Below are 24098 nucleotides of genomic sequence, written 5' to 3'. Positions count from 1 at the left end.
GACAATGGCCGAGGATAAACCGTCCGCACAGAACCAGACCTACTCGGTGGAGATAGACCTCTCCGCCCGTTCCGTGAAGGCGACGGGCACGCGCGAGTTCATAGACGAGCAGTTCGCGCGCTTCAAGGACATGCTGGCCGTGAGGCCGAAAACACGGGTGTCCAAACCGAAGACCCGGGCGGCCAAACCCAAAAAGCGCCGCGGCAGGCCCAAGGCCAAACCGAAAAAAATCAACCTCATCCCCCTCGAACTGAAGGGCGGCGAAGGCGTAAAGTCCCTCAAGGACTACGTCAAGGGGGCCAAGGTACACTCCAACTACGAGCGCTGCACCCTTTACCTCTACTATCTTCAGAAGATTACGGCGCGCAAGACGGTGCTGCACGGCGAGATCGCGGAGTGCTTCCGCCACCTCGGCCTGAAGGCGCCGGCGAACATCCAGGTCTGCCTGTCCGAGGCGAAGCGCAAGTACAAGTACGTGGACATGCCGGGCAACGGCACGGTAAGGCTCACCCCGACCGGCATCACCCTGGTCGAGAAGAAGCTCTTCGCCGAGTAGGCGAGCCATGCCCAGGCGGCTAATCGAAACGGCTCGCCGTCGCTACCGCCGCTTCCGTCAGAGGCAGAGCCCGTCCAGCGGGTTGATTACCGATCTCATCCTGGTGATCGCGCTCCTGGCCGTGCTGCGCAATCTGGTCGTAGAGAGTTCCTTCGTCCTGTCCGATTCGATGGAGCCCACCCTGAAACCGGGCGACTGGCTCCTGGTGGACAAGCTCTGCTACACCGGCGATGGGCCGAGCGGCTCGCCGAAACGCGGCGACATCGTGGTCTTCAACGCGCCCCTCGAGCCGGGGGACGAGTACGTCAAGCGGGTGGTGGCGATTCCGGGTGACACGGTGCAGATCGAGGGCGGCCGGCTCATCCTCAACGGGACACCCCTCGAGGAGGCGTACATCTCCGCGGATTCCCGGACCCGGGTGACCGACGGGGCCGACCCGGGTGAAAACCCCTCGGCGAGCCGCTTCGCCGAGCCGGTGCTCATCCCGCCGGGGAAGTATCTGGTTCTGGGCGACAACCGCCCCGCCTCCAAGGACAGCCGCTCCTGGGGGCTTTTAGCCGGGGAGGAGATTATAGGCCGGGCCGACCTGATCTACTTCTCCTACTCCCTGGCTCCCGAGGGGGAGGGGGTGCGTTGGGACCGGATGAACCTGCCCCTGGACTGAGCTTCGACCCACGCGAAAAAGCGGACCACCGTGGTCCGCTTTCTTTTTTTACACGGTCGGTTACGGCATCTGGGAGATGGTGATGGCCGCCGTCTTGACGATGTCCTCGATGGAGGCTCCCCGGGAGAGATCGGAGATGGGCTTGGCCGCGCCCTGCAGGATGGGTCCGATGGCGGTGGCGCCCGCCAGCCGCTGGGTAAGCTTGTAGCCGATGTTTCCCGAGTTCAAGTCGGGGAAGACCAACACGTTGGCCCTTCCCGCCACGGGGGAGTCGGGCGCCTTCTTTTGCGCGACGTCGGGCACGAGGGCGGTATCGAGCTGAAGCTCCCCGTCCACCACGAGGTCGGGCTCCCTCTTTTTCACGATGGCGGTGGCCTCGAGCACCAGGTCCACGTCGGGACCGCCGCCCGAGCCCTTGGTGGAATAGCTGAGCATGGCCACTACGGGCTCGACGCCCAAAAGGGAGCGCGCGGTCCGCGCCGCGGCCACGGCGATATCGGCGAGCACCTCGGCGTCGGGGCTCGGAATCACGGCGCAGTCGGAGAAAATCATCACCCCGTCCGCGCCCCAGCGGCCGTCCGGGTGAACCATGAGGAAGCTGGATGAAATGGCGCGGATGCCCGGGGCCATGCCGATGGTCCAGAGCGCGGCCCGGATGACGTGACCGCTGGCGGTGGCGCAGCCGGAAACGCAGGCGTCGGCGTCCCCGGCACCCACCATGGCCATGCCGAAGACGGTCCGGTCCCGGGCCAGCTTCACCGCCTCGTCGAGGGTCAGGCCCTTGTGCTTCCGCCGCTCGTGGATGCCCGTAGCGTAAACACCGACCTTCTCGGCCTTTGCGGGGTCCACGATGTCCTTCGGCAGGACCTCGACCCCGGCCCGTTTGGCGGCCTCGAGCACCTCCACCTCGCCGCCCACGAGGGTGACCCTTTTGGCGATACCCCGCTCCAGGATGCGGGCGTACGCCGCGGGCACCCGATCGTCGTCCCCCTCGGGCAGGACGAGGTGGGCACCCTTTTTACCGGCCCGCTCGATGATCCCCAGGATGACGTCCATGCGTACGACTCCTCACCATGTATAACTCCGTTTTCGGGGGCTCATTATACGACCAGTGTCCCGTTTTTAACTATACTTTTTGAGGGCGGCGCTCTGAGACGGATTTGCCGGGGCATGACTCCGTTTAACCGTAACCTGTTATTTGCGTAGGCGTTGGGGACTAGGGCGGCGTTGACAGGGCCCGGAAACGGTGTCTATAATCTTGCCGTTGTATTCTCCAGAGGGTAACGCACATGCACGACGGTAAGCCGTACCGCCAGCCGCCCCCCGGACGCTTCGGCAAGCCGCTCGAAAAAATAGGCCTCGTGGTCAATCCGACCAAGTCCGAGGCCCTGATCGCCGCCGACGTCATCCGAAATAGGTGCGCCGCGGAGGGCATCCGCGTGGTGGAGCCCCCGCCTCCGGTGAAGGTCGCCCCGCCCGACCGCCTGCTGCGCCAGTTCCCCGGGGCGGGTCGGGTGGACCCCCCGACGGCCGATACCGACCTGGTGGTCACGTTGGGCGGCGACGGGACCATCCTCACCGCGGCGCGCCTCACCGACTACGCCCCCGTACCCATCCTGGGCGTCAACGTGGGCGGGATGGGCTTCCTGGCTGAAACCACCGTGGATCACCTCGAGAGTGCCCTGGAGGCGCTCCTGGCGAACCGGTATCTTCTGGACGACCGGCTAGTGCTCGAGGCGGAGGTGGCGTTCGCCGACGGCGGGCGGGTCGTCCTGCGCTGCCTGAACGAGATTGCGGTCCACCGACCCGCCGTGGCCGGGGTGTGCGAGCTCGACGTGAAGATAGGCGGGAGGTATCTGGGGACCACCCAGGGCGACGGCCTCATCGTCGCCACGCCGACAGGCTCGACGGCCTACTCCCTCTCCTGCGGCGGACCGGTCCTCGCCCCCTGGATCTCGGCCTTTTTATTGACCCCGATCAGCCCCCACACCCTCAACTTCCGCCCCGTCGTCCTGGACCGGGACCTCGACCTGGAGGTCTGCATCCGCTCGGCCAACCCGCTGGTCCTCATCGCCGACGGCCAGGTGGGGGTCGAGGTGACGCGTGAGGACCGGGTCAACCTACGGCGCGCCGAGCGCACGGTCTCCCTGGTCCGGATAGGCCCTCCCGATTTCTTCGGCGTCCTGCGCGACAAGCTCCTCTGGGGAACGAACCACACCCACGAGAATAGAGACAGGTAGAATGCTCTCGTACCTGGCCGTCCGCGATCTGGCCACCATCTCGAACCTGGAGGTGGAGCTGGACCGCGGTCTCTGCGCCATCACCGGCGCCACCGGGGCGGGAAAGAGCATCCTGGTCGGGGCGATCGGGCTGGCTCTGGGGGAGCGGGCCAAGGCCGACGCCGTGCGGAGCGGAGCCCAGGCCGCCGAGGTGCAGGCCATCTTCCGCGACGTGAGGCTGCCCGGGGAACTGGCGGAGGAGCTCGGAATCGAGCCGGCGCAGGAGGAGCTCGTCATCCGCCGCCGGGTGGACGCGGGTGGACGGTCGCGCTGCTGGCTCGGCGGGAACCTCGTCCCCGTCTCCACACTCACCGCCGTGGGCAACCTCTTGGTGGACCTCCACGGCCAGCACGAGCACCAGACCCTCCTCCAGGCCCAGGCGCAGCTCGAGCTCCTCGACGCCTTCGACGACCTGGACGGGCTCCGTGAAAATGTCACCCGCCGCTTCGAGGCGGTGCGGGCGGCCGAGGCGGCTCTGGCCGAGCTGGAGGAATCGGCCGCGGCCGACTCAAGGCAACTCGAGCTCTGGCGCCACGAGCTGAAAGAGATTGACGACGCCAGCCTGGACCCGGCCGAGGAGGAGTCGCTCCTCGGAGAGAGGCAGCGCCTGCGGGCCGTGGTCGAGCTCTCCCGGCTGACCCAGGGCGCGCTACAGCTCCTGGGCGAGGGGGAGTCTTCGGCCCTGGACGGCGTCGAAGCCGCGCGCGGCACCCTCAAGGAGCTGGTCAAGCTGGATCCCGAGCAGGGTCCCCTCGAGGAAGAGCTGACCCAGCTCCGCTTCAGCCTGGTGGACGTCGTCGAGAAGCTCCGGGTGTACGGCGAGAGGCTCGAGGCCGATCCGGCGCGGCTGGAGGAAATCGAGACCCGCCTGGCGCTCCTCGAGCACCTCAAGCGGAAGTTCGGACCTACCCTGACCGAGGTGCTCGAGTACCGGGAGTGGGCGGCGCGGAGGCTAGCCGACCACGAGGACCGCGGGACCGCTCTGGCCCAGCGCAAGGAGATCCTCGATGGGGCCCGGGAGGAGTACCTCTGGGCGGCGAGGGAAATTTCCCAGAAACGGCGGGAGGCGGTGAACCGGCTGGCGCCGCGGGTCAATCAGATTTTAAAGCGCCTCGGCTTCCCCGAGGATTCGTTCGCCGTCGAGATGGGCAACCGACCCGGCGACGACGGCTGGTCCGGCGCGCGGGCGATCTCCACCGGTCTCGACGCCGTGGAGTTCCAGCTCGCCGCCAATCCCGGCGAACCTCCGCGTCCCCTGGCCAAGGTGGCCTCGGGCGGCGAAATATCCCGCGTGATGCTGGCCCTCAAGGGGGTCACCGGCGAGCGCTACGGCGTACCAACCATGGTCTTCGACGAGGTGGACGCCGGCATCGGGGGGCACATCGCCGGGGTGGTGTCCGAGCTCCTCCGTGACCTGGGGCGCTCCCGGCAGGTCGTCGCAATCACACACCTGCCCCAGATTGCCGCCGACGCCGACGCCCACTACCGCGTGAAGAAGGACTCCGCCGAGGGCCGGACCTTCACCGACATCGAGCGGCTGGAGGGCGAGGAACAGGTGGGGGAGCTGTCGGCCATGCTGGGGGGCGGGGAGAGCGCCGTGGAGCACGCCCGGGAGTTGCTGAAAAGGTAGCCGGAGCGAACGCGGCGAACCGGCTTTCGGGGCCGGTTATTCAACGCGATCCAGAGATGTTGGCGAGGGTGGACCGGCTTCCGGGCCGGTTTTTTGTTGTGACCGGGAGTCAATAATAAAAAATACGCCGGTGGACGGTGCGGACTGGACGTTAATCCCACCGACCCATCGGCTCAGGCCCCTCCACCCCGCCCTTCGAGGAAATCGGCCACCCTCCGGCACCAGGACAGCCCGCGATCGAACCCCAGTCCCTCGCCCGCCACCAGCGGCAGCCAGAGGCTGATGTGCCCCCCCGACACCTCTTCGTACCGACAGCCCCAGCGGTCCCGCAGCCCCCGCAGAACGGCCACCGGCACCGCCCGATCCCCCCGCCCGGCGACGAGGTAAACGCGCTCCGGAGGGGTCCGCGGCCGGAGCCGGGTCAAGTCCAACGGGGACAGCACGCGGCGGATTTCCCGCGGCGTGACGCCCTGGGCGAAGACGGTCCGCCTCACCCGGTCGGCGAGCGGCGAGCGGATGAGAATATCCGCCGGTCGGGCCGCCGGGGCAATTAACACGACCTCGTCCGGCGGCTCCTCCGCCAGACAGGCGTGGAGCCCGGCGATTAGGCCCCCCAGGCTGAAGCCCATGGTAAAAAGACCGCCCGCTCGATTCCGCAGCCAGGCCGCCGCGGCGGACACCTCCGCCGTCGCCTGAACTAAGGAGTCCAGCGTGAGCTTCAGGTCGCCGGAGACGAGGCGCGCGCCGTGGGCCTCGCCCGGGGGCCTGCGGCTCAGGTGATGGGGCAGCTCGAGGACGAAGACGGCCAGGCCCCGGCGCACCAGGAGCGCCGCCGTCTCCGACAGGGAGAGGTAACTGGGCTGGAGCCAGCCGTGGACGAAGAGAACGGCGGGGTTGTCGGGATCGGTCTCCCCGTAGAGCCGACCGACGACCTCGGGCGAGGAGAGGGCCGCGGGGCGGTAGGCGAGGCCCACCCGGAGGTCATTCAGTTCCCCGCCGAGGTCGGCCGACCGGGGAGCCGGTGTGCCGACGGCCGCCCGAAGCTCGGTGGTGAGGTCGCGGCGCCGCTGGGCGGCGAGCTCCTCCGGGGGCGTCCGCCGGTCCAAAAGGCTCGGCTGAACCCGCCGGAAGAGGTAGCGGTCCAGTAGTTTACCCAGAAGCGTGCCCGGTATCATCGGAATCGTCAATCAACCCCGCGACCAAAGAGCGGGGAATCTCCTCGAAGGGACCGCCCGGCACCGGAGGCTCATAGTAACCGGCGGGAAGGTACTTGGTCCGGTCGGCGGCGACGTAGAGCGGTTTTCCCAGAGCCCGGAGCCCCTCGGCGAGGCGCCGTGTGCCTATTTTGTTCACGAACACCAGTTCGGTCACCGTGTCTGCCCCGCAGAGGCCCAGTTCGACCCGTTTCACCGCCACCTCCAGGTCGCCATCGGGGACCGTCTCGGCGGGTATGCCCCTTTCATAGAGCAGGGCGGCGAACCGGCGCCCCTCGCCGCCGGGCGACGATTCGAGGCAAAGGACCCGCTCGGGCTCCAGGGCCCCCAGGACGGCGAGGACCGTGCTCGAGCGCGAGATGGTGATGACCCTGCGCCCGGAACCGACGAGCGCCCTCACCTTCGAGGCGATGACACCCGGTGCGCGCCGGGCGGAGGTTATCTGCCGGCCCAACTCCCCGGCGGGGTCCGGGGAACGGATCAAGGCCAGGGCGAGATTCTTGAGCGGAGCCATGTCCCGCCGACCGCGGAGAAGCGCCTCACCGAAAGCGGGGAGGAGCTCGGCGGAAAGCCCGGAGGCCAACCCCAGGGCCCGGGCGTGGAGCTCCGCCGCTCCATGTGCGGTGTCCGAGGCGATCCCGGCGAGCACCCGTTCCGCGTCCTCCGGCAACCGGCCCACGGCGCTACCCCCCCACCGCCTCGCGCCGGAGCGCCCGCCAGCGGTAAAAGAGCACCAGGAGGCTGATTCCACCAGCCACCAGGCCGCCGGCCATCATCCCGGCCCAGGCGCCGGTCAGGCCGCCCAAAAGCAGCCCCAGAACGAGACCGCCCGGTTCCAACAGCAGCCGCTGCCCGATGGTGGGGAGCATGGCGTACAGCCCCTGCCCCATGGCGTTGAAGTAACCGTTGACCAACAGGATCAGGCCCGCCGCGGGCTGGGCGACGGCCAGCCAACGCACCAGCACCGTTCCGGCACGGGTCACCTCCGGGGAGTCGGAGAAGAGGGAGACGAAGAAGGGGGCGAAGACCCAGATGAGCAAGGACAACCCACCGGTGATGAGGGTGGTTATCCACACCGAATCCATCGAGGTACGACGCACCCGGTCCGTCAATCCGGCGGCGTGACATTGCCCGATCATCACCATCGCTCCGGTGCTGAAGCCGATGGCGGGCAGTTGGACCAGATTGAACAGGCGCTGAGCCACCCCGTAGGCGCCCACCACCGCCACCCCCAGAGGGGTGATGATGTATAGAACGATCTGGATGGCGACTGGAACGACGGCCCGCTGGATGAAACCGGGCACCGCCAGGCGCCAGAGGCGCCTGTAGGCCTCCGGGTCCCACCGAAGGGACTTTGGGTTGAATTTGACGGGTCCCCGACGCGTGAAGAGGTGGAAGGAAATGACCCCGAGCCCGACGACCCGGCTCAGCACCGTGGCCAGCGCGGCCCCGTAGACACCCAGACGGGGGAAGGGACCCAGACCGAATATTAATAACGGGTCCAGCACCGCGTTGATCCCCACCGTCAGCGTCAGGACCCAGAAGGGGAACCTGGTGTCCCCGGCACCGCGGTAGAGACCGCCCAGAATCATCTGACCCAGGATGGCGCCCACCCCCCAGTAGAGGGTACTGGCGTACCGGTGGGCCATTTCCACGACGCCGGGATCCGCACCGGTGGATTCGAGGAGCGGACGGGCGATGAGCAGCCCCAGCGGCATCATGAGCGCCGTCAGACCGAACCAGGCGAAGAAGGAGTAGAGCACGATGCGGTCGGTGTGCTCGGCGTCACCGGAGCCGAAGTAACGGGCGAGCACCGCGCTCACGGCGGTGTTCGTCCCCGCTCCGGCGGTGATGATGAGGAAGTGCAGCGGGAAGCAGAGGGCCACCGCGGCCAGGGCGTGCTTACCCAGTAACCCGACGTAGATGAGGTCCACGACCCCGAGGCCTGAGTTCAAAAGCATCGCCCCGGCCTGGGGAAATGACAGCCGGACCAGGGTGGAGGTCAACGGTCCGTTGAGGAGGTCCGGCAGCGGTCGTCTGGCCATCGGTTTGGACGCTCTTTATGGAACCCTAGAAAAACGGGGTCGCCTCCCCGATCGGGAGCCACGACCCCCATCGAGAAAAGCCGAGGCTAACCCGGCTTGATGGCGAACATCTTCTGCCCGTACTCCACCGGCTGGGCGTTCTCCACCAGCGCCTGGACGACGGTGCCGGCGTAATCGCTCTCGATCTCGTTCATCACCTTCATCGCCTCGACGATGCAGACGATGCTCCCCTTGCCGACGCGATCGCCCACATTGACGTAGGGCGGGGATTCCGGGCTGGGGGCGGAGTAGAAGGTGCCGACAAGAGGGGCCACGACGTACACGAGCTCCTCTCCGCTCTCGGGAACGGGGGTTGGCTCGACCGGCGCGGAGGCCTCAGGTTCTTGGGCGGCGGCCGACAGCGGGGCGGCCGGGGCGGCGGCGGGCGCGATGGGGAGCTCTTTCTTGATCTCGAGCTCTTCGAAGCCGTCCTCGTCGCCCTTGATTACGAGCCCGGTCAGGCCGCCCTCGTTGAACAGTTCGATGATTTTCCTGAGCTTTTCCAGATCCATCGGCTCTCCCTCTCGCATCCCCCCGCGCGGGTGATTATACAAAAACGGGGCGTATCGTCGGAACCGCGCTAGGGACGCGCCCACACGACGCGGTGTGTCAGAAAAGGGTCTTGATTCTACCGAACGAGACTTCGAGCACCGTCGCCCCGCCGTCGGTCTGGACGAAACCGTCCACCCTCGTCTCGGCTTCCCCGCAGGCGAGGCCGAAGCCGGGGAGGCCCGCCGGGGCGATGTGCGTGTCCTCGGTGTGGAGGAAGATCAGGTCGCCGTCGAAGTATACCTCGAAGTCCACCGGTCCGGAGCCGGCGGCGGAGAAGTCGAGCCTGTGCCAGGCGTCCTCGTCGGCCTGCAGGCAGGCACCGTTGAGCTCAACGGAAGCGCCGTCCAGCTCGTACATCAGGCTAATGCAGTACCCGCCGGGATTGGGGTGGACGTCCAGGTAGTAGAGCTCGCGGGCCCGGGAGTGGACGCTGGCACGCAGACAGAGCTGCACCTTGCCCCCGTCCGCCTCGGTGATGCCGGTGAACTCGCAGCCCACGGAGTAGTCCTCGCCCTCGAAGGCGCCGACGGCCTTTATCATCGCCTCGTTCCCCGAGTCGGTGGTCGCCTCGCCGGCGGTCACGGTGATCCCGTCTCCGTCGAAGTACTCCCAGGCCGGGTCGTCACCCAGATCGAAGCCGTCGGGGTAGGAATCGAAGTCATCCTCGAAGAGCACCTCACCGTGGGCGGCGAGGGCGACGAGGGCCAGAAGGGAAAAGAAAAAACGCATCACCGCTACTCCTTCACCCGGGTCACGTATTCGCCGGTGCGGGTGTCAATGCGGACTCTGTCCCCCTCGTTGATGAAGAGGGGCACGGAAACTATGGCGCCGGTCTCCACGGTGGCGGGCTTGGTGCCGCCGGTGGCGGTGTCGCCCTTGAGACCGGGGTCGGCCTTGACGACCAGGAGGTCCACCGCCGAGGGGAGATCCACCGTCAGCGGCCGGCCTTCGTAGAACTGTATGGAGAGCTCCAGCCCCTCGGTGAGCCACCGGGTCGCGTCGCCGAGTGCGTCGGCGCCCAGGCGGAGCTCCTCGTAGGTCTCGGAGTCCATGAAGACGTAGAGCTCCCCTTCCCGGTAGGTGAAGGTGACGTCCTTGTCGTCGAGGGTGATGTCCTGGACCTTCTCGCCGCCGCGGAACTTGTGATCGAAGATGGCGCCCGAGACGAGGTTTTTCAGCTTCGTCCGGACGAAGGCCGGCCCCTTGCCGGGCTTCACGTGCTGGAACTCGACGACGATGTGGGGTACGCCGTCGAAGAGCATCTTCAGCCCGTTGCGGAAGTTGGCGGTGGTGATCAAAGCCTCTCCTGTGGGCTCACCCGATTTCCGAGTGTGGAGGTTACCATACACCGACCGCCGGGGCAAGACGCCCGCGCAATGACATAGAAAATGAAAAGTGTGCCAGAATGGCCCGAATGCGTGGGGGCGGATGAACGATTCGAAAAACACCAACAGATTGAGATTAAATACTTTATGCGCTTGGGGCGGCCTGGCACGCCCCTTGCTTTTTTAACCGGCGGAATACAAAAAACCAGTCGGCGATCCCCCACGCCGAACCAGACAAGGAGAGAGGAAATGGCCATCGTCCGCTGGACCCCCGACCGACACTGGATGACCCTCCAGGAAGAGATGAACCGGCTCTTCGAGGACTTCGTCGGGCCGTCCACAAGCTCCAACGACATCATCTGGGCCCCCCGGGTGGACATCAGCGAAACTTCCGGCGACATCCTCGTCCGGGCCGAGCTGCCCGGCGTCAACCCCGAATCCATCAGCGTGGACCTCACCAACAACACCCTGACCATCCAGGGCGAGAAGACGAAGGACGACAGCGCCGAGGGCGAGAACTTCTACCGCGTCGAGCGCATCTACGGCAAGTTCATGCGCAGCTTCAGCCTCCCCTCCAGGCTCAAGGCCGACGCGGTCAAGGCCCGGTACAAGGACGGCATCCTCTTCGTTACCATCCCCAAGGCCGAGGAGGCCAAGCCCCGCGAGATCAAGGTCGAGGTCGAATAGACCCCGAGCTTCCGCCCAACAAAAAGCCGGCCCGCGCCGGCTTTTTTAACGCACTGGTTGGGTCAGAATGTAGCCTTAATTTGCCCCCAGGAGGTTTCCTGCACGTCGGCGTAGCCGGCCAGGAAGCACGCGGCGTTGGCCATGATCAGGTAGCCTTCACCGATCCACTCATCGGAGCTTAAGAAGTTCAATCCGACGACACTCTCCGCAGCATTTACCGCCACACCGCCGGCGTCTGCGAAATGGGCCAGCTCGGTCGCCCCTTCACGCATAGTCGTATCTATGCGCCAGCAGCAGTCCCAAAGCCTCTCCACACCGGTGAAGATGTAGTGATCCGACTGGTCGATGATTAAATCCTCGGGGTCTTCGAGCGGGTACCGCAGGATCGAGTAGTAGGGGCTGTAACCGGCGTCGAACCAGCGTCCGCCGATACCGCCGTAAGACCGGTGCGCCAACTTCCCGCCTTCAACGACCACCCAGCCGCCCTGGTCCACGTAATCGGCCAGACGGTCCCCGAAGACCATGTAGTCCCCGTATTCCGCCACGCCCCCGACGACAACCACATCGTACAGGACAAAAACCCCGACGGGCGGCGTGTCGCTAGAACAGTCGTAGTAATCTATTTCCCCGAAACGCCCATCGTCTTCAAAGAAGCCCAGGACTTCCTCCCAATCAGCTCTAGGCTCGCTCAACATGAAAGCTACGTCAATGGTGGCCGCGGCGAGGGTGGCCGTCAAGAGGATGAAAAACAGAACCTTATGCATCTTCAGCACCTCCTTTAAGGTTGTAACAAATGGTAAATACTACTTTAACTGTACAACACAGTTAATCGGTTGTCAAGATAGGTGTTGGAAAAAATCGGGAGGTGCCCACTTTTTTCAATCAGTCACACTAAGCCGCGGTATCAATGAACTTGAAAGACCGCCCCTTTGTGTGCTATCATGCGAATTTGTTGATAATCACCCGCCGGGGGGCGGCCGTGATCACCTACGCCTACAGATGCGACGCCTGCGGCCACCGGTTCGAGGTCCGCCAGCGGATGACCGCCGAGCCGCTCCGGGAGTGCCCCGAATGCGGCGGAGAGGTGCGCAGGGTGATCACGGGTGGTCTGGGGACGATCGGTGTCGCCCATGACTCGAGCCGGGCCTGCTCCATAAGTAGCGGCGGCTGAGGAATCTGACGCTGACGGAGCCCGGGGCCGGGCTCCTTTTTTTTACCCCGGTTTGATGGTATCCTTCTGGAAAAGGAAGATGAGGGGTTTAAACCCCTTGCCTCCGCCAAGACCGGACGTTGAGCGGAGCACCGCTTTTTTAACGTGAATAAAGACGAGCCAGTTCTTCTGCCCCTGGGTCGGGCCCTCGGGCGCTACCTGCGGCGGTACAAGCTGCCGGCGGCGGTCACCGTCATCGGCTCGATACTGGCCGCCGGGCTGGAGACCTTCTTCCCGATTCTGTTGGGCTGGCTGGTGGACACCCTGGGCGGGAAGGCCCCGGAGGTGCTCGGGACACTGGAATCCTGGGGATTCGCCGACCCGCACTCCACGGCGCTCTGGCTCCTGCCGACGGCGATGGCCGTGGTGATGTTCGCCGCCGGGTTCTTCTCCTTCCTGGGCATCTACGCCTCCGCCCGCATCGGGCTGGACCTGAAGGCCTGCGTCCGCCGGGCCTGCCTGAGGAAGGTGCTGGCCGTCCCCTACACAGATTTCACCCGCTCCAGGACCGGCGAGCTCCTCTCCCGGATCCACGAGAACACCCAGGGGTTCCTCGAGGCTACGGTCACCCTGCGCGATGCGGTCCAAAACGCTTTGACCGTCGCTATCGTGGGGACGGTGGTCATACTCCGCCACTGGCAGCTCGGGCTGTACCTGGCGGGCATATTCGCGCTTCTGGCCGTCGCTGTCGTCCTCGTCAACCGCCACCAGCGCCGGTATTCCGAACGGGTGGCCGACACCTCGGCCCGCATCCTGGGATACGCCGGGGAGCGGTTGTCCGCCATCGAGGTCGTGGCCTCCTTCGGCGCCGCGGGACGGGAATCGGTGAAATTCACCGAGCTGGCCCGCCGCTACTTCAAGAACCGCCTCAAGGGTGAGATGATAACCAGCGCCTTCCGTGGACTGGTCCAGCTCCTGGCCGGCGCCGGTCTCATGGGAATGCTCATCTACGGCGCCGGGCTGGTGCGGGGCGGGGCGATGACCACCGGCTCCCTCTTCGAGTTCCTCGGCCTGGTGGCCATCGCCTTCGAGCCGCTGAAAAACCTCTCCCGGGCCCGGCTGGCGCTCGTACCGGCGGGGATTCAAATCGGCCGGACGACGGCGGTCCTTGCGTGGCCCGGGGGAAGCGCACCAGAGGAGCTGACACTGGGGAAGGGGAAGCTCAGGGAGCTGCCGAACCCCCGGCTCCTCGACGAACCGGCGGAAACCGGCGAGCCGGCGGAGGTCGTCGAAATCGAGGGGGAGCTCTCCTTCGAGGATGTGGCGTACGAAATCGGGGGGGAGCGCATCCTGGACGGTGTCGGCTTCACCGCGCCCCGGGGGAAGGTGACGGCCATCGTGGGACCCAGCGGCGCCGGGAAGTCCACCCTGCTGAACTTCGCCCTCGGCCTCCTGGAACCGACCGAAGGGCGTGTCCTCCTCGACGGGAAACCCCGAGACGGCTACGACCGGGCCGCTCTGGCCCGGCTCCAGGCGCTGGTCCCCCAGGAGATTACCCTGACCGCGGGCACCGTGGCGGAGAACCTGCGCCTGGCCAAACCGGGGGCCGGCGAGGGCGAACTGTGGGAAAAGCTCGAACTGGCCCAGGTGGACGACGCGATCCGACGACTCCCCGACGGGTTGGAGAGCGAGATCGGCGAGCGGGGCTGCCAGCTTTCCGGCGGCGAGGGGCAGCGGCTGGCCATCGCCCGCGCCCTGTTGCGCGACCCGCGCATCCTGGCCCTGGACGAGCCCACGGCCAACCTGGACTCGGAGAGCGAGGACCGGATAAACGCGGCCCTGTCGCGCGTCCTCCCGGGGCGCACCGTCCTGATCGTCGCGCACCGGCTCGCCACGGTTCGAGACGCGGATCGGATAATCTTCCTCGAAGGCGGTCGCGTGGTCGAGGCGGGCACCCACGGTGAGCTGATGGAGAAAAACGGCCGCTACGCGGAACTGGCCCGGCTCCAATCCGCCGACGAGCGATGAGCCGGCGGGACCTCGGCTGGGCCGCGGCCATCGCCCTCGCTTCCCTGGTCGTCTGGGGGTCGTTCGCCGCACGGGATTTCTACATCGGCGACTCGACGGAGCTGGCGGGCGCGGCGGCGAACCTCGGCGTCGCCCACCCGCCCGGCTACCCCTCCTTCACCCTGGTGTCCCATCTGTTCCTCGGATTGGGGCGGGTCTTTAGCGTTCCCCCCGCCCTGGCCGGGAACGTCCTCGCCCTGCTGGCGGCGGCGCTCGGGGCGGCCCTCCTCTGGCTCGGGCTCCGGAGTTTCGGCCTTTCACGCATCCCCGCCCTCATCGGCACCCTGGCCTGGGTCTGCGGGCCCCTGGTCACCGGGCAGGCGCTCACCTACGAGGTCCACGCCCTCCAACATCTGCTCCTGGGCGCGGCCTTTTTCTTCGCCGCGCGGGCGGTCGGAGGACGGGACGGCGGACCTTCCCCGAGGGACGGATTGGCGCTCTGCCTCGTCACGGGGCTGCTCTTCACGAATCATTACTCCGCCGCGGTGCTGCTCCCCGTCATAGGCTGGTGCCTCTGGCGCTCCTTCCGTGGGGCGGAGAGCGGTCGAAAAGCGCTTTGGATCGGCCTGGCCGTCGCGGCCTTTATCATTCCGCTCTCGGCTTACCTGTACCTGCCGCTGAGGGCGGGGGCCGATCAGGCTTACGACTACGGCATGGCGGGCAACCTGCCCAACCTCTGGGCCCACCTCACCGGAAAGAGCTACGCCTACAGCTACGTGGAGGGAAGCCGATTCGCGGCGGCGTTCCCCGCGGCGGGGGGAATGCTCTTCGATTCCATCCCCTGGCCCCTGTGGGCGCTGGTCCCCCTGGGGCTGGCCGGGCTCTTCAAGAGGAGTAAGGGGCTGGCGGTCGCCGGTCTCCTCACCCCCGTCCTCGTCGCGGCGGTCCTCTTCTTCTACCGCATCGTGGACCCCCTGGACTACCTCTCCCCCCTGGTGATGCTCGCGGCGGTCTGGGTGGCCTTCGGCGCCGAGTGGCTGAAGGGGCGTCTCGGCGAGAAAAAGAAACTCGGGGCGGCGCTGGTCGGTGTCGCTCTGGCTCTGGGCCTCGGCTGGTGGGCCTTCTCGGCGGCGACCGCCGAGCGGCCGCTTTCGGGCGACATCGCCAGGGCCGGCGCCCAGGACACCCTGCGGGAGCTGACCCCCGGGGCGCTCTACTTCGGCGAGGGCGACGACGTCCTCTTCGGACCCCTGGAACTCACCGCGGAGGGTCTCCGCCCCGACGCCCAGGTCCTCGACGAGCTGGGCAACCTCAACCGGGGACCGTTGGGGCCCGTTTACCCCACCCTCTACGGCCAGGTACGCCGGGACGCCCGGGATGCCTTCGCCCGTCGCTGGGCCGAGGGGGGCGGCGCCACCCATCTCTCGATCAACGCCATTCACCCTCTGTTCGGCATCGGGGCCCAGCGGCCTCTCGGGCTGACCCTTCGGCTGGCCTACCCCGACGCGCCCGGGCTGGACGCGGTCAACCGTCCGGTCCTCCCCGACGAGCCGTGGCGCTACCAGCGGCTGGGCGGTTTCCACCGCCTGGTTGAGTTGGAAACCGACGACACGTACCTGGAGAACGGGATGGGGTTCACCGCCCGGTTGCGGGGCCTGGCCTCGGACCGGCTCACCTTCCGGGCCGTGGGCGCGCTGGCCGCTGACCCGCTCTCGCCCCTGGGACCCGGGCTCCTGCGGCGGGCGCTCGACCTGGCGCCGGCGAGCCTGGTCAGCCTGTCCCGGGTGGCCCAGGCGGCATACCGCGGCGCGGTGTGGGGGCTCTGCGCCCTGGAGACGGGGGCTTCGGCCGCCGATCTGCCCGTAATCCTCCCCCCCTGGTTCAACCCCACCGGCGGGGCCATCGCCTTCCGGGAGAGGCTGCCCGAGGACCCGCGGGCCGGGGTCGTCGAGGAGTATCTCAAGGTCGGTATCGAGGCGGCGCGGGCGGCCCGCCGGTACGGAACGACGCCGGAGTCGGACTTCCTCCTGGCGCTGTTCGAGTTCGGTCTGGGGGATTCTGGGGAGGCGCATCGGCTGGCGGACGGAATACGGGCGCCCTCCGAGACGCTGGCCCCCCTCTTGAACGCGCTCCGGCGTGAGCTCGACGCCCGAAGGGAGGCGGACGTAAGTTTCGCGAATTGACGCCGTCCAGCCTCTTGTGCTATGTTGATGAGGGAAGTGGACGCCGGCTTTCACTTCCCCAGGTTTCCCTCCAAACGCCCCCTCGAGGAGGCTTCCCAGCGATGGAAGCGGAGTACCCTCCCAGTACCTACGGGCGGGAGCCCAGCGACGACCCCGCCCAACCCGCCCCCCCATCCACCACGCATCCGACGGATCGGTCCGCTCCGGTCGAGGAGGGGGGCCGATGACCGGCGTCGTGTGGCTGGAAGGCGTCCTGTGCGGGATTTTTCTCCTGGTCGGCTTCCTCGTCAGCTACTCCCTCTCCCAGCTGAGCCCCCGGCCGCACCGGGAGGATGAAGAGCGCGGCTCATCCCCGTGGACGCTCCGCCTGTTCCCGGTCCTCTTGACCCTGGTCGGGGTGGGCGCGGTCATCACCGGTCAGTCCTTTCTGAGCGGTCTGACGGCCGAGACGTGGGCCGTCTGGGTCGCCTGGCCCGCGGCGGCCGTCCTCGTCTCGGTCGTCGTCATTCTCCTCCCCCGGGCCCTGGGGCGGGGGGCGAAACCGAACCGGGTCCTGCGCGGCCTGCTCTGGCCGCCGGCCCTGGCGGTCGCGCCGGTGTGGTTCGTCATCTACCTCATCTCGTGGCCCTTCGTCCGCCTGTCCGGTCGGAGGCCGGACCGGGAAGACCCCTTCGGCTGGGTGACGCCCCACCCCTCACCCGCGACCGCGGGGGACGAGGTGGTCGAGCAGGCGAGGGAGATGGCCCGCCAGCTCGCCGACTTCCCGGAAAAAACGGTCAAGGAGGTGATGGTCCCCCGGATAGACGTCTTCTGCCTGGACCTCGAGGCGCCGCGGCGCGAGGTCCTCGAGGCGGTCACCCAACGCGGGCATTCCCGCGTCCCGGTCTACTCCGAAACCATAGACGACATCCGGGGCATCCTCTTCGTCAAGGAGCTCCTGACCCTCGACACGACAAAAGCCGAGGAGCCCCTCCCCGTGGAGCTCCTCCACGAGCCAATCTTCGTCCCGGAAACCAAGCTCATCGGCCGGCTCCTCGCCGAGTTCCAGGCCACGAAGAATCAGATAGCCGTCGTGGTGGACGAGTACGGAGGGACCGCCGGCATCGTGACCATCGAGGACATCCTCGAGGAAATCGTGGGGGAGATAGAGGACGAGTTCGACGACGACGAGGAGCTCATCCACAAGCTCGGAGACGGCACCTTCCTGGTGGACGCCCGGTGCGACATCGAGGAGGTCAACGAGACGGTGGGCTGTCAACTCCCCGACGAGGATTACGAGAGCCTGGGCGGCTTCATCATCGCCGAGTTGGGTCACATCCCCAAGCCGGGCGAGGTCGTGGAGAACGGCGTGTACCGGCTGGAGGTGATCGAGGCGACTCCGCGGCGGATAAAAAGCGTCCTCCTGGCTCCCAGGCCGAAGACCGAGGAATCCGACGAAGACTGAAGCGAGGCCGATGATCCACCCCCTGGTGCTGGCCAGCGGAAGCCCCCGGCGCAAGAAGCTCCTGGAAGAGGCCGGGGTTTCCTTCACCGTCGTCGTGCCGGCGGTGGATGAGTTCTGGCCCGACTCGGACCCGGTCCAGGCCGTGGAGCTGGCGGTGTGCAAGGCGCGGGCGGTCGCAAAGTCGCGTCTGACCGGCGAGGTCGTCCTGGCCGCCGACACCATCGTCCGCCTCCGGGGGAGGGTGCTGGGGAAGCCCCGCGACGAGGCGGAGGCGCGCGCCATGCTCACCGCCCTGGCCGGCGCGGAGCACACCGTGACGACCGGCGTGGCGGCCATGCTGGCGCCCGATGGAAACCCGCTCACCGTCCGGGTGGACAGCCGGGTGCGGATCCGCCGGCTGACCCCCGATGAGATTGACGATTACGTCGCCACCGGCTCGTCCCTCGACAAGGCCGGCGCCTACGCCGTCCAGGATGAGCGGTGGAACCTCGTGGAACGGGTCGAGGGTTCGGTGACCAACGTCATCGGCCTGCCGGTGGAAGAAACCTTGAAGCTCCTCGAGGCGCTCGACCGGACGGGGAATCAACGCACCCGCCGAAGATGAAAGATCCCCTCGAACGGCTGATAATCCACTTCATCGGCGGACCGCTGGCCCTCGAGCTGCCGCGGACGCTGTACACCGGGCTCGCGGAGATCTACCGACCCTTCCTCACCGACGGACCGATAACGCTCACCGTCACCTTCGACGTGCAGCCGTCGGTGGACTACAACATCGAGCTCGGTCTCCGGTTAATCTACCCCGAGGCGGGCGGGCGGCGCTTGATTCGCGAACCCCGGTTCGAGCTGATTCCCACCGAGGCGGGGGCCAGGGTCAAGTACCGCCTGAGCGGCTATCAGGATGTGGACTTCGTGCTGCGGGTGTGGGCGGCCATGTGTCTCCTGCCGCCGGGGGGTTTCCTCTTCCACGCCGCGGGGGTCGTCACGCCCCGGAGAAAAGGTTTTCTCATCTGCGGCCGGTCGGGCAGCGGGAAGAGCACCCTCGCCGGGAATCTCATCGGGAGGCCGGGATGGCACGTGCTCTCCGACGAGATGCCCGCCGTGCGGCGGAGAGACGGAGGCTGGACCATCGAATTCACACCCTTTTGGGGTGACCTGGAGCCCCGGATGCCGGCGGTGACCCGGGCCGGGTTGACCGGAATCTGCGTCCTGGAAAAGGGGGATACCGCGGGGCTGGAGCCGCTGACCGCCCGGGACGGGACGGCGCTCCTCGTCGCATCGGTCACCAGCTACGAGCCGCCGCCCTGGTTCGCCGACCTCGTCCTCCCCTTCGCCGCGGAGCTGTCCCGCCGCGTCCCGGCCCACCGGCTGACGGTGCCCCGGACGTTCGAGCCCGCCGAGCTGGCGGACCTGCTGGATGAAAATGGGGGTTGACAGCTCCGACCCCCTTTACTAGACTGCGCCCCGCCGAGGTACTGGGTGGGCCCTATTTTTTTGCCCTGTTCGGAGGTCGTCATGGGCAAGCGATTCTTCCTCTCCTCGCTCAAACAGCGGTTCCCCAAGCTCCTGTTGCCCGACTGGAAGTCGGCGCTCCGGGACTACGCCTTGATCCTGGTGGGCGCCGCCGTGGGGAGCTTCGGTCTCGTGGTGTTCCTGGTCCCCTACCGCATCGCCCCGGGGGGCATCGGCGGACTGGCCACGGTGCTGCACTTCCTCTGGCACGTCCCGGTGGGCGTGACGATGCTCGTATTCAACATCCCGTTGTTCCTCGTCGGTCTGAAGTTCCTCGGCGGCAGCTTCGGCCTGCGCACCATCTTCGGCATCGTTCTCTACTCCATTTTCGCCGACCTGTACGGCGAGATTCTGCGCATCCCCGTCCTCACCGATAACATCGTCATGGCCCTCGTGTACGGGGCGGTGCTCCTGGGGGCCGGCCTGGGGCTGGTCCTCCGGGGCGGAGGCTCCACCGGCGGCACCGACATCCCCGCCCGCATCCTCTCCCGCTACACCGGGCTCTCCACCGGGGTCAGCTTCCTCTTCTTCGACACGGCCATAATCGCCTTCGCCGGCGCGATTTTCGGCGAGGTGGACCTCATCCTCTACGGATTCCTGGCCCTGGGCGTCTCGATAAAGGTGATAGACGTCGTGCTGGACGGCTTCAGCTACGCCCGGGCGGCCATCATCGTCACCGACGTCCCCGACATCGTGTACTACCAGATAATGGCGGGGCTCAACCGGGGGGCCACCCTCACGAAGGGCCGGGGCATGTACACCGACGTGGACAAGAGCGTCATCTACTGCGTGATAGAGAAGCGGGAGGTGGAGCGGCTCAAGCGGCTGGTGAAGGTGGCGGATTCGAAGGCCTTCGTGGTCATCACCGACGTGCACGAGGTGATGGGCTACGGCTTCCGCCGCCGCGGCTCGGCGTAGGACACACGACGAAAAAAACGGGAACGTCGCCCTGATTTCAAATTGACTTTCTGATAAAGAAAGGATAAACTTAAGGTAGAGGTTAAAGGAGGATTGTGAGCCCGGAAGAGATTCTCCGACCTGCGGAATACCGTATCCGGCCCAAGGTCCGGGTCAACAACGACCTCTTTCCCCAGGGTCCCCCCACCTTCATCAAATGCACCGTAATCAAGAGGCTGATAGGCTCGGAGGATATCGAGCAGGTTTGGCGCTATTCACTCAGTAAAGTTGAAGGCCCTCCGGGGACGCACACCACCTACCGCCCAGAAAGATACCAGTGGGACCCGAACGACTGGCTGGGTAAGAAAGGACACGAGCCAATCCTTCTGACCAACCAAGACCCGCTCATCAAGTACGTTTACAACGTGATAATCACAAAAGAAGAACTTGCGATCTACGCTATCCCCCCCACTCCCCACATCGCATGGGCTAAGACGGTCAACGCCATAAGGCGGCCCGTGGACTGGTGGGACAGGACCGAGCAAGGCTTAATCATATTTCAAGACCACTTACCGCCTGAATACGCCGACGTCTTCAACAACTTCCCCCACCCCCAAGGGCCGGTCAACGGAGATTACTGGCCCGGAGACACGACCGACCACTGCCACTGGGACTGGCTCAAGCGCAGCCTCTGGCCGCAGGAACTGCACGAGGCCGTCTGCTCCTGGAGATGCTCATAGACGACTGGGGCACATTGGGAGAGCTTTACGAGGAGGATATCCATACCATCCCGCGCTGGGTGCTTTAGTGAAACGGAGGAGTCATGAAAACCGTCATATTGATGCTCGTGCTGCCGCTGGTCGCTCTCGCCGGCCTGGACGCCGTGTTCTTGGTGGGGGATTTTTACCAATACTGGTCGGAAGTGGTTGAGTACGTGCGTGACGACCCGCGCTTCGAGGTTGTTTACTTTTATAATATCATGGATTTCACGCCGCCTCTTGAGTTTATGCGCAACTTCGATGCGCTCTTCATAGGAGGGACATATACAGAGGAACCGGATGAGTTCGGCGATAACCTGGCCGACTATGTGGACGGCGGCGGCTGTGTGGTATGTATCTCTGAGATGCTCTTTTATGACCCCGGGGGTTGGGGCATCGGCGGTCGCTGGCTGGATGATGAGTACGCTCCTTACGGACCTATACCCGGTGAATTTTATGTCTACGATTACCAGGATCTGAACATCCTCGAGCCCGAGCACCCGATATTTGAGGGGGTATCCCATTTAAGCGATGTGTATTACCATATCCTGCTTGAGCTCCGTCCCGGGGCCCATGAGATAGCCGATTTCCCCCTCTACCCCGGCATAGCCGTAAATGCCGGCAATACAGTCGTCGGTCTTGATTACACTAGTAATAATCCGCAAGGCTGGACCGGGGACGGGTTTCTCATCATGGCCAACGCCGCCTGCTACCTGGCCGCCCACTCCGACGTGAAGGAAACCTCCTGGGGAGTGATAAAAGCGGCTTTCGACTAGACCCTGTGCAATGTAAAACAAAGGGCGGTCGACCCGCCCTTCTTTATTGAAACGAAACAATTAAACCAGACCGGCGAGGTGGAGGCTCACCCGCACGTAGTGGTCGTACTCGGCGGTCTTTACGGAATTCTCGCCCTTGGCCCCGGCGTAGTAGGCGGCGTCGTGGAGGTGGCGCAGACGGATGAGGGAGAGGAGTGGACGCAGTGACCGGTGCGCCGCGCCCTCGTCCCAGTCGTTGGCCTGGTAGGCGGCGTGCCAGAGGGCGGCGAAAATTACCGGGGCGAATCGGTCCCGCTCCTGGAGGGCGAGCATAAAGTTGTCCGCGGCGGCGAGGCCGGCCAGGTCCTCCTCCAGATACCCCGCCCGCCAGCTCTCGGCGTCCATGACGGTCAGCCGGCCGGGCATCTCCTCGGGCGGCTCCAGGGGCAGGGTCAGGAGGTCGAGCTCCTTCCCCCTTTCCAGCTCCATGCGCCAGACGACCTGGCGCCACATCAGGTCCCCGTGGACGGGCCGGGGGCCGTGGAATACGGAACCACCCCCCTCCAGGCTCGACACCAGGCCGGCGATGATGGCGCGGTAGGCCTTCGAGTTGACCCGATACCCGCGCAGGGCGCGCAAGTCCTCCTCGGCTCGGTGGAAGACCCCCTCGTTGACCGGCCCCCGCCCGGCGTCGTACTTCATCCGCTGCGCGATCTGGTCGTGGAAGGAGGCGAGGGTGCGCAGGCTCTTAGCGAAGACCACCCGGACGCGCGCCAGCACCGACCCCGTCGGCACGACGCCCAGGAGCCCGTAGAGCTTCCACAGCACCAGCCCGACCTCGACGCCGGGGACGAACTCGTAGAAACCGACCAGGGTGTTGCCGGAGCGTGTATCCGCGAGACGGCCGACGGGCCGCGGCACGAGCTCGCTGGAAAGCGCCGTGGCGAGCTCCCACTCCCGGTCGCCGCGCCCGGGCTCCTCCCGGGGGAGGTAGCGCTTGGCCACCAGAGCGTGCTCTCCGCCAGCGCCGCGCACGTCCAGGCGGTAGAGGTAATTCGTGCTGGGCTCCCCCTCCCGCTCCAGCAGCGGTTCGATCTTGCACCCCGCGGGTTTGAAGAGGGGGTTGCGGGTCGCCATAGCGAATGGTCCGACGGAGGGCGAATCGAGCCGCAACCGGCCGGCGTTGCCGACACCGGCGCTCTTCAGGAGCGCCATCAGCTCCGGTGGCGAGAGGAAGGGGTCGGAGGCGAACCAGTCGCCGTCGCCGACGGTCAGAGGCACCCCGCCCGCGGGGGGCTTTTCCGGGGTGAGGAGGAGGGGGAGGTAGAAGGTGAACCCCCGGTCGCCGGCCGCCGGACTCAACTTCACCAGTAAATGTGTCTGGGGCGGGTGGTGCCAGAGGGTCTCTACATCGGCGCCGGCCAGCCGGGCGTCGGCGCCGGCTCGCCGGTCGTTAACGATACGCCAGCGGCGAGGGTCGGCTAAAAGGGACAACTGCCCCTTCACCGCCTCCACCACGCTCGTCTGGTTCGGTATGTCCAACGGGATTTCGATCCTGGGGCCTCTACTTCATCTTGCAGTATACGGGGGCGACGACTATAATGTCAACGCGTCGCTAATCTAAAGAGGGCATCGAAAAGCCCATCCCGTCGAGGTCCGCCCATGGAGATAAAGCTCGTCCGGAAGGTCTTGGAGGCCCACGAGGCCCTGGCCGGCGAAATCCGCGCCGACCTCGCCAAAAGGCGCATCTACAGCGTGAACGTCATGAGCTCCCCCGGCGCCGGCAAGACGACCCTCCTGGAGCGCACCCTGGCCTCCCTGGCCGGTGAGCTCCGAGCCGGGGTAATCGAGGGCGACATCACCACCACCCGCGACGCCGACCGCATCGCCCGGCACGACATCCCCGTGGTCCAGGTGAACACGGAGCCCTTCGGCGGCGACTGCCACGTCGGCGCCAATTTCGTCAAGACCGCCCTCGGCGAGCTGCCCCTCGAGGAGCTCGACCTGATCATCATCGAGAACGTGGGCAACCTCGTCTGCCCCGCCGAGTTCGACCTGGGCGAGGACGACAAGGTCGTCGTCTTCTCCATCACCGAGGGGGAGGACAAGCCGCTGAAATACCCGCTGATGTTCCGCGAGTCCAGCGCCTGCGTGGTGAACAAGCTGGACCTGGCGCCGCATCTGGACGTTGACCTGGCGGCCCTCCGCGCCAACATCGAGCAGGTCAACCCGAAGCTCGCCGTCTTCGAGCTCTCGGCGAAGACCGGGCGAGGGCTCAGCGCCTGGCTGGACTGGCTCCGGGCGAGGGTTTCCGCCAAGCGGGGCTAAATGTTTGGAGGCTATAATCGAGGGGGCGGAGCGCCCCCTTTTTGCACCTGGGAGACCCTTCTATACCGGAAGCGCT

Annotated in this window: 24 protein-coding genes; 15 read left to right on the top strand and 9 right to left on the bottom strand. The window is 66.3% G+C overall.

The window, feature by feature from the left end; all coding sequences use genetic code 11:
* The first annotated feature begins 4 nt into the window (after positions 1–4).
* Entirely contained in the window at positions 5–556 is a 552-nt protein-coding gene (locus VM054_11485; GenBank protein ID HUT99681.1) for a hypothetical protein, read from the top strand.
* Between the two features lie 7 nt (positions 557–563).
* Positions 564–1220, top strand: a complete 657-nt coding sequence (lepB, locus tag VM054_11480) for a signal peptidase I (GenBank protein ID HUT99680.1) — start codon at positions 564–566, stop codon at positions 1218–1220.
* A gap of 60 nt (positions 1221–1280) precedes the next feature.
* Here lepB and pta read toward each other — a convergent pair whose 3' ends face one another.
* A complete protein-coding gene (gene pta / locus VM054_11475; protein HUT99679.1) occupies positions 1281–2276 on the bottom strand; it encodes a phosphate acetyltransferase in 996 nt (331 codons plus the stop codon).
* Positions 2277–2509: 233 nt separating this feature from the next.
* On the opposite strand from pta, the gene VM054_11470 reads away from it, so the two are divergent.
* Together VM054_11470 and recN are read left to right on the top strand one after the other, a co-directional pair.
* The gene (locus VM054_11470) at positions 2510–3460 is read left to right on the top strand and encodes an NAD(+)/NADH kinase (protein HUT99678.1); all 951 of its coding nucleotides are present in this window, start codon (positions 2510–2512) and stop codon (positions 3458–3460) included.
* Position 3461: 1 nt separating this feature from the next.
* Positions 3462–5129, top strand: a complete 1668-nt coding sequence (gene recN, locus VM054_11465) for a DNA repair protein RecN (protein HUT99677.1) — start codon at positions 3462–3464, stop codon at positions 5127–5129.
* Between the two features lie 173 nt (positions 5130–5302).
* Here recN and VM054_11460 read toward each other — a convergent pair whose 3' ends face one another.
* The 6 genes from VM054_11460 to efp all read right to left on the bottom strand — a co-directional run bounded on the left by VM054_11460 (position 5303) and on the right by efp (position 10277).
* Positions 5303–6316, bottom strand: a complete 1014-nt coding sequence (locus tag VM054_11460; GenBank protein ID HUT99676.1) for an alpha/beta fold hydrolase — start codon at positions 6314–6316, stop codon at positions 5303–5305.
* Complete coding sequence (locus VM054_11455; protein HUT99675.1) at positions 6279–7022, bottom strand: hypothetical protein; 744 nt, start codon at positions 7020–7022, stop codon at positions 6279–6281. The genes VM054_11460 and VM054_11455 overlap by 38 nt, the downstream gene beginning before the upstream one ends.
* A 4-nt stretch (positions 7023–7026) precedes the next feature.
* A complete protein-coding gene (locus tag VM054_11450) occupies positions 7027–8388 on the bottom strand; it encodes an MATE family efflux transporter (GenBank protein HUT99674.1) in 1362 nt (453 codons plus the stop codon).
* An 86-nt stretch (positions 8389–8474) separates the two neighbouring features.
* The gene (accB, locus tag VM054_11445) at positions 8475–8939 is read right to left on the bottom strand and encodes an acetyl-CoA carboxylase biotin carboxyl carrier protein (GenBank protein HUT99673.1); all 465 of its coding nucleotides are present in this window, start codon (positions 8937–8939) and stop codon (positions 8475–8477) included.
* Between the two features lie 97 nt (positions 8940–9036).
* A complete protein-coding gene (locus VM054_11440; GenBank protein ID HUT99672.1) occupies positions 9037–9708 on the bottom strand; it encodes a hypothetical protein in 672 nt (223 codons plus the stop codon).
* 5 nt (positions 9709–9713) lie between these two features.
* A complete protein-coding gene (gene efp, locus VM054_11435) occupies positions 9714–10277 on the bottom strand; it encodes an elongation factor P (GenBank protein ID HUT99671.1) in 564 nt (187 codons plus the stop codon).
* 276 nt (positions 10278–10553) lie between these two features.
* Here efp and VM054_11430 point away from each other — a divergent pair, with 276 nt between their 5' ends.
* On the top strand, positions 10554–10991 hold the full coding sequence (locus VM054_11430) for an Hsp20/alpha crystallin family protein (protein ID HUT99670.1): 438 nt from the start codon (positions 10554–10556) through the stop codon (positions 10989–10991).
* Between the two features lie 62 nt (positions 10992–11053).
* Here VM054_11430 and VM054_11425 read toward each other — a convergent pair whose 3' ends face one another.
* Entirely contained in the window at positions 11054–11755 is a 702-nt protein-coding gene (locus VM054_11425) for a hypothetical protein (GenBank protein ID HUT99669.1), read from the bottom strand.
* A 215-nt stretch (positions 11756–11970) separates the two neighbouring features.
* Here VM054_11425 and VM054_11420 point away from each other — a divergent pair, with 215 nt between their 5' ends.
* The 9 genes from VM054_11420 to VM054_11380 all read left to right on the top strand — a co-directional run bounded on the left by VM054_11420 (position 11971) and on the right by VM054_11380 (position 21715).
* The gene (locus VM054_11420) at positions 11971–12162 is read left to right on the top strand and encodes a zinc ribbon domain-containing protein (GenBank protein HUT99668.1); all 192 of its coding nucleotides are present in this window, start codon (positions 11971–11973) and stop codon (positions 12160–12162) included.
* A gap of 144 nt (positions 12163–12306) precedes the next feature.
* Complete coding sequence (locus VM054_11415) at positions 12307–14169, top strand: ABC transporter ATP-binding protein (protein ID HUT99667.1); 1863 nt, start codon at positions 12307–12309, stop codon at positions 14167–14169.
* On the top strand, positions 14166–16331 hold the full coding sequence (locus VM054_11410) for a DUF2723 domain-containing protein (GenBank protein HUT99666.1): 2166 nt from the start codon (positions 14166–14168) through the stop codon (positions 16329–16331). Before VM054_11415 ends, VM054_11410 begins: the two co-directional genes overlap by 4 nt.
* A 223-nt stretch (positions 16332–16554) precedes the next feature.
* Positions 16555–17775, top strand: coding sequence for a hemolysin family protein (locus VM054_11405; protein ID HUT99665.1), 1221 nt, complete (start codon positions 16555–16557; stop codon positions 17773–17775).
* A 10-nt stretch (positions 17776–17785) separates the two neighbouring features.
* A complete protein-coding gene (locus tag VM054_11400; protein ID HUT99664.1) occupies positions 17786–18379 on the top strand; it encodes a Maf family protein in 594 nt (197 codons plus the stop codon).
* Positions 18376–19206: a hypothetical protein gene (locus VM054_11395; protein ID HUT99663.1), complete on the top strand. Its 831-nt coding sequence runs from the start codon at positions 18376–18378 to the stop codon at positions 19204–19206. Before VM054_11400 ends, VM054_11395 begins: the two co-directional genes overlap by 4 nt.
* Before the next feature lie 81 nt (positions 19207–19287).
* Positions 19288–20202, top strand: a complete 915-nt coding sequence (locus tag VM054_11390; GenBank protein HUT99662.1) for a YitT family protein — start codon at positions 19288–19290, stop codon at positions 20200–20202.
* A gap of 95 nt (positions 20203–20297) precedes the next feature.
* Positions 20298–20921 carry a hypothetical protein gene (locus tag VM054_11385; protein ID HUT99661.1) on the top strand — a complete coding sequence of 208 codons (624 nt, stop codon included), beginning with the start codon at positions 20298–20300 and terminating at the stop codon, positions 20919–20921.
* A gap of 83 nt (positions 20922–21004) precedes the next feature.
* Complete coding sequence (locus VM054_11380) at positions 21005–21715, top strand: hypothetical protein (protein HUT99660.1); 711 nt, start codon at positions 21005–21007, stop codon at positions 21713–21715.
* A 60-nt stretch (positions 21716–21775) separates the two neighbouring features.
* Here the strand turns inward: VM054_11380 and VM054_11375 are convergent, their stop codons facing one another.
* Positions 21776–23236 (bottom strand): hypothetical protein, encoded by a 1461-nt coding sequence (locus VM054_11375; GenBank protein ID HUT99659.1) that lies wholly within the window; start codon positions 23234–23236, stop codon positions 21776–21778.
* Between the two features lie 120 nt (positions 23237–23356).
* On the opposite strand from VM054_11375, the gene hypB reads away from it, so the two are divergent.
* Positions 23357–24022: a hydrogenase nickel incorporation protein HypB gene (gene hypB / locus VM054_11370; protein HUT99658.1), complete on the top strand. Its 666-nt coding sequence runs from the start codon at positions 23357–23359 to the stop codon at positions 24020–24022.
* The last annotated feature ends 76 nt before the right edge of the window (positions 24023–24098 follow it).

Source organism: bacterium (genome assembly GCA_035528375.1).
GTDB lineage: Bacteria > RBG-13-66-14 > RBG-13-66-14 > RBG-13-66-14 > RBG-13-66-14 > RBG-13-66-14.
Note: the sequence above shows the minus strand (reverse complement) of the source record. Positions and strands in the feature narration are given on the sequence as shown.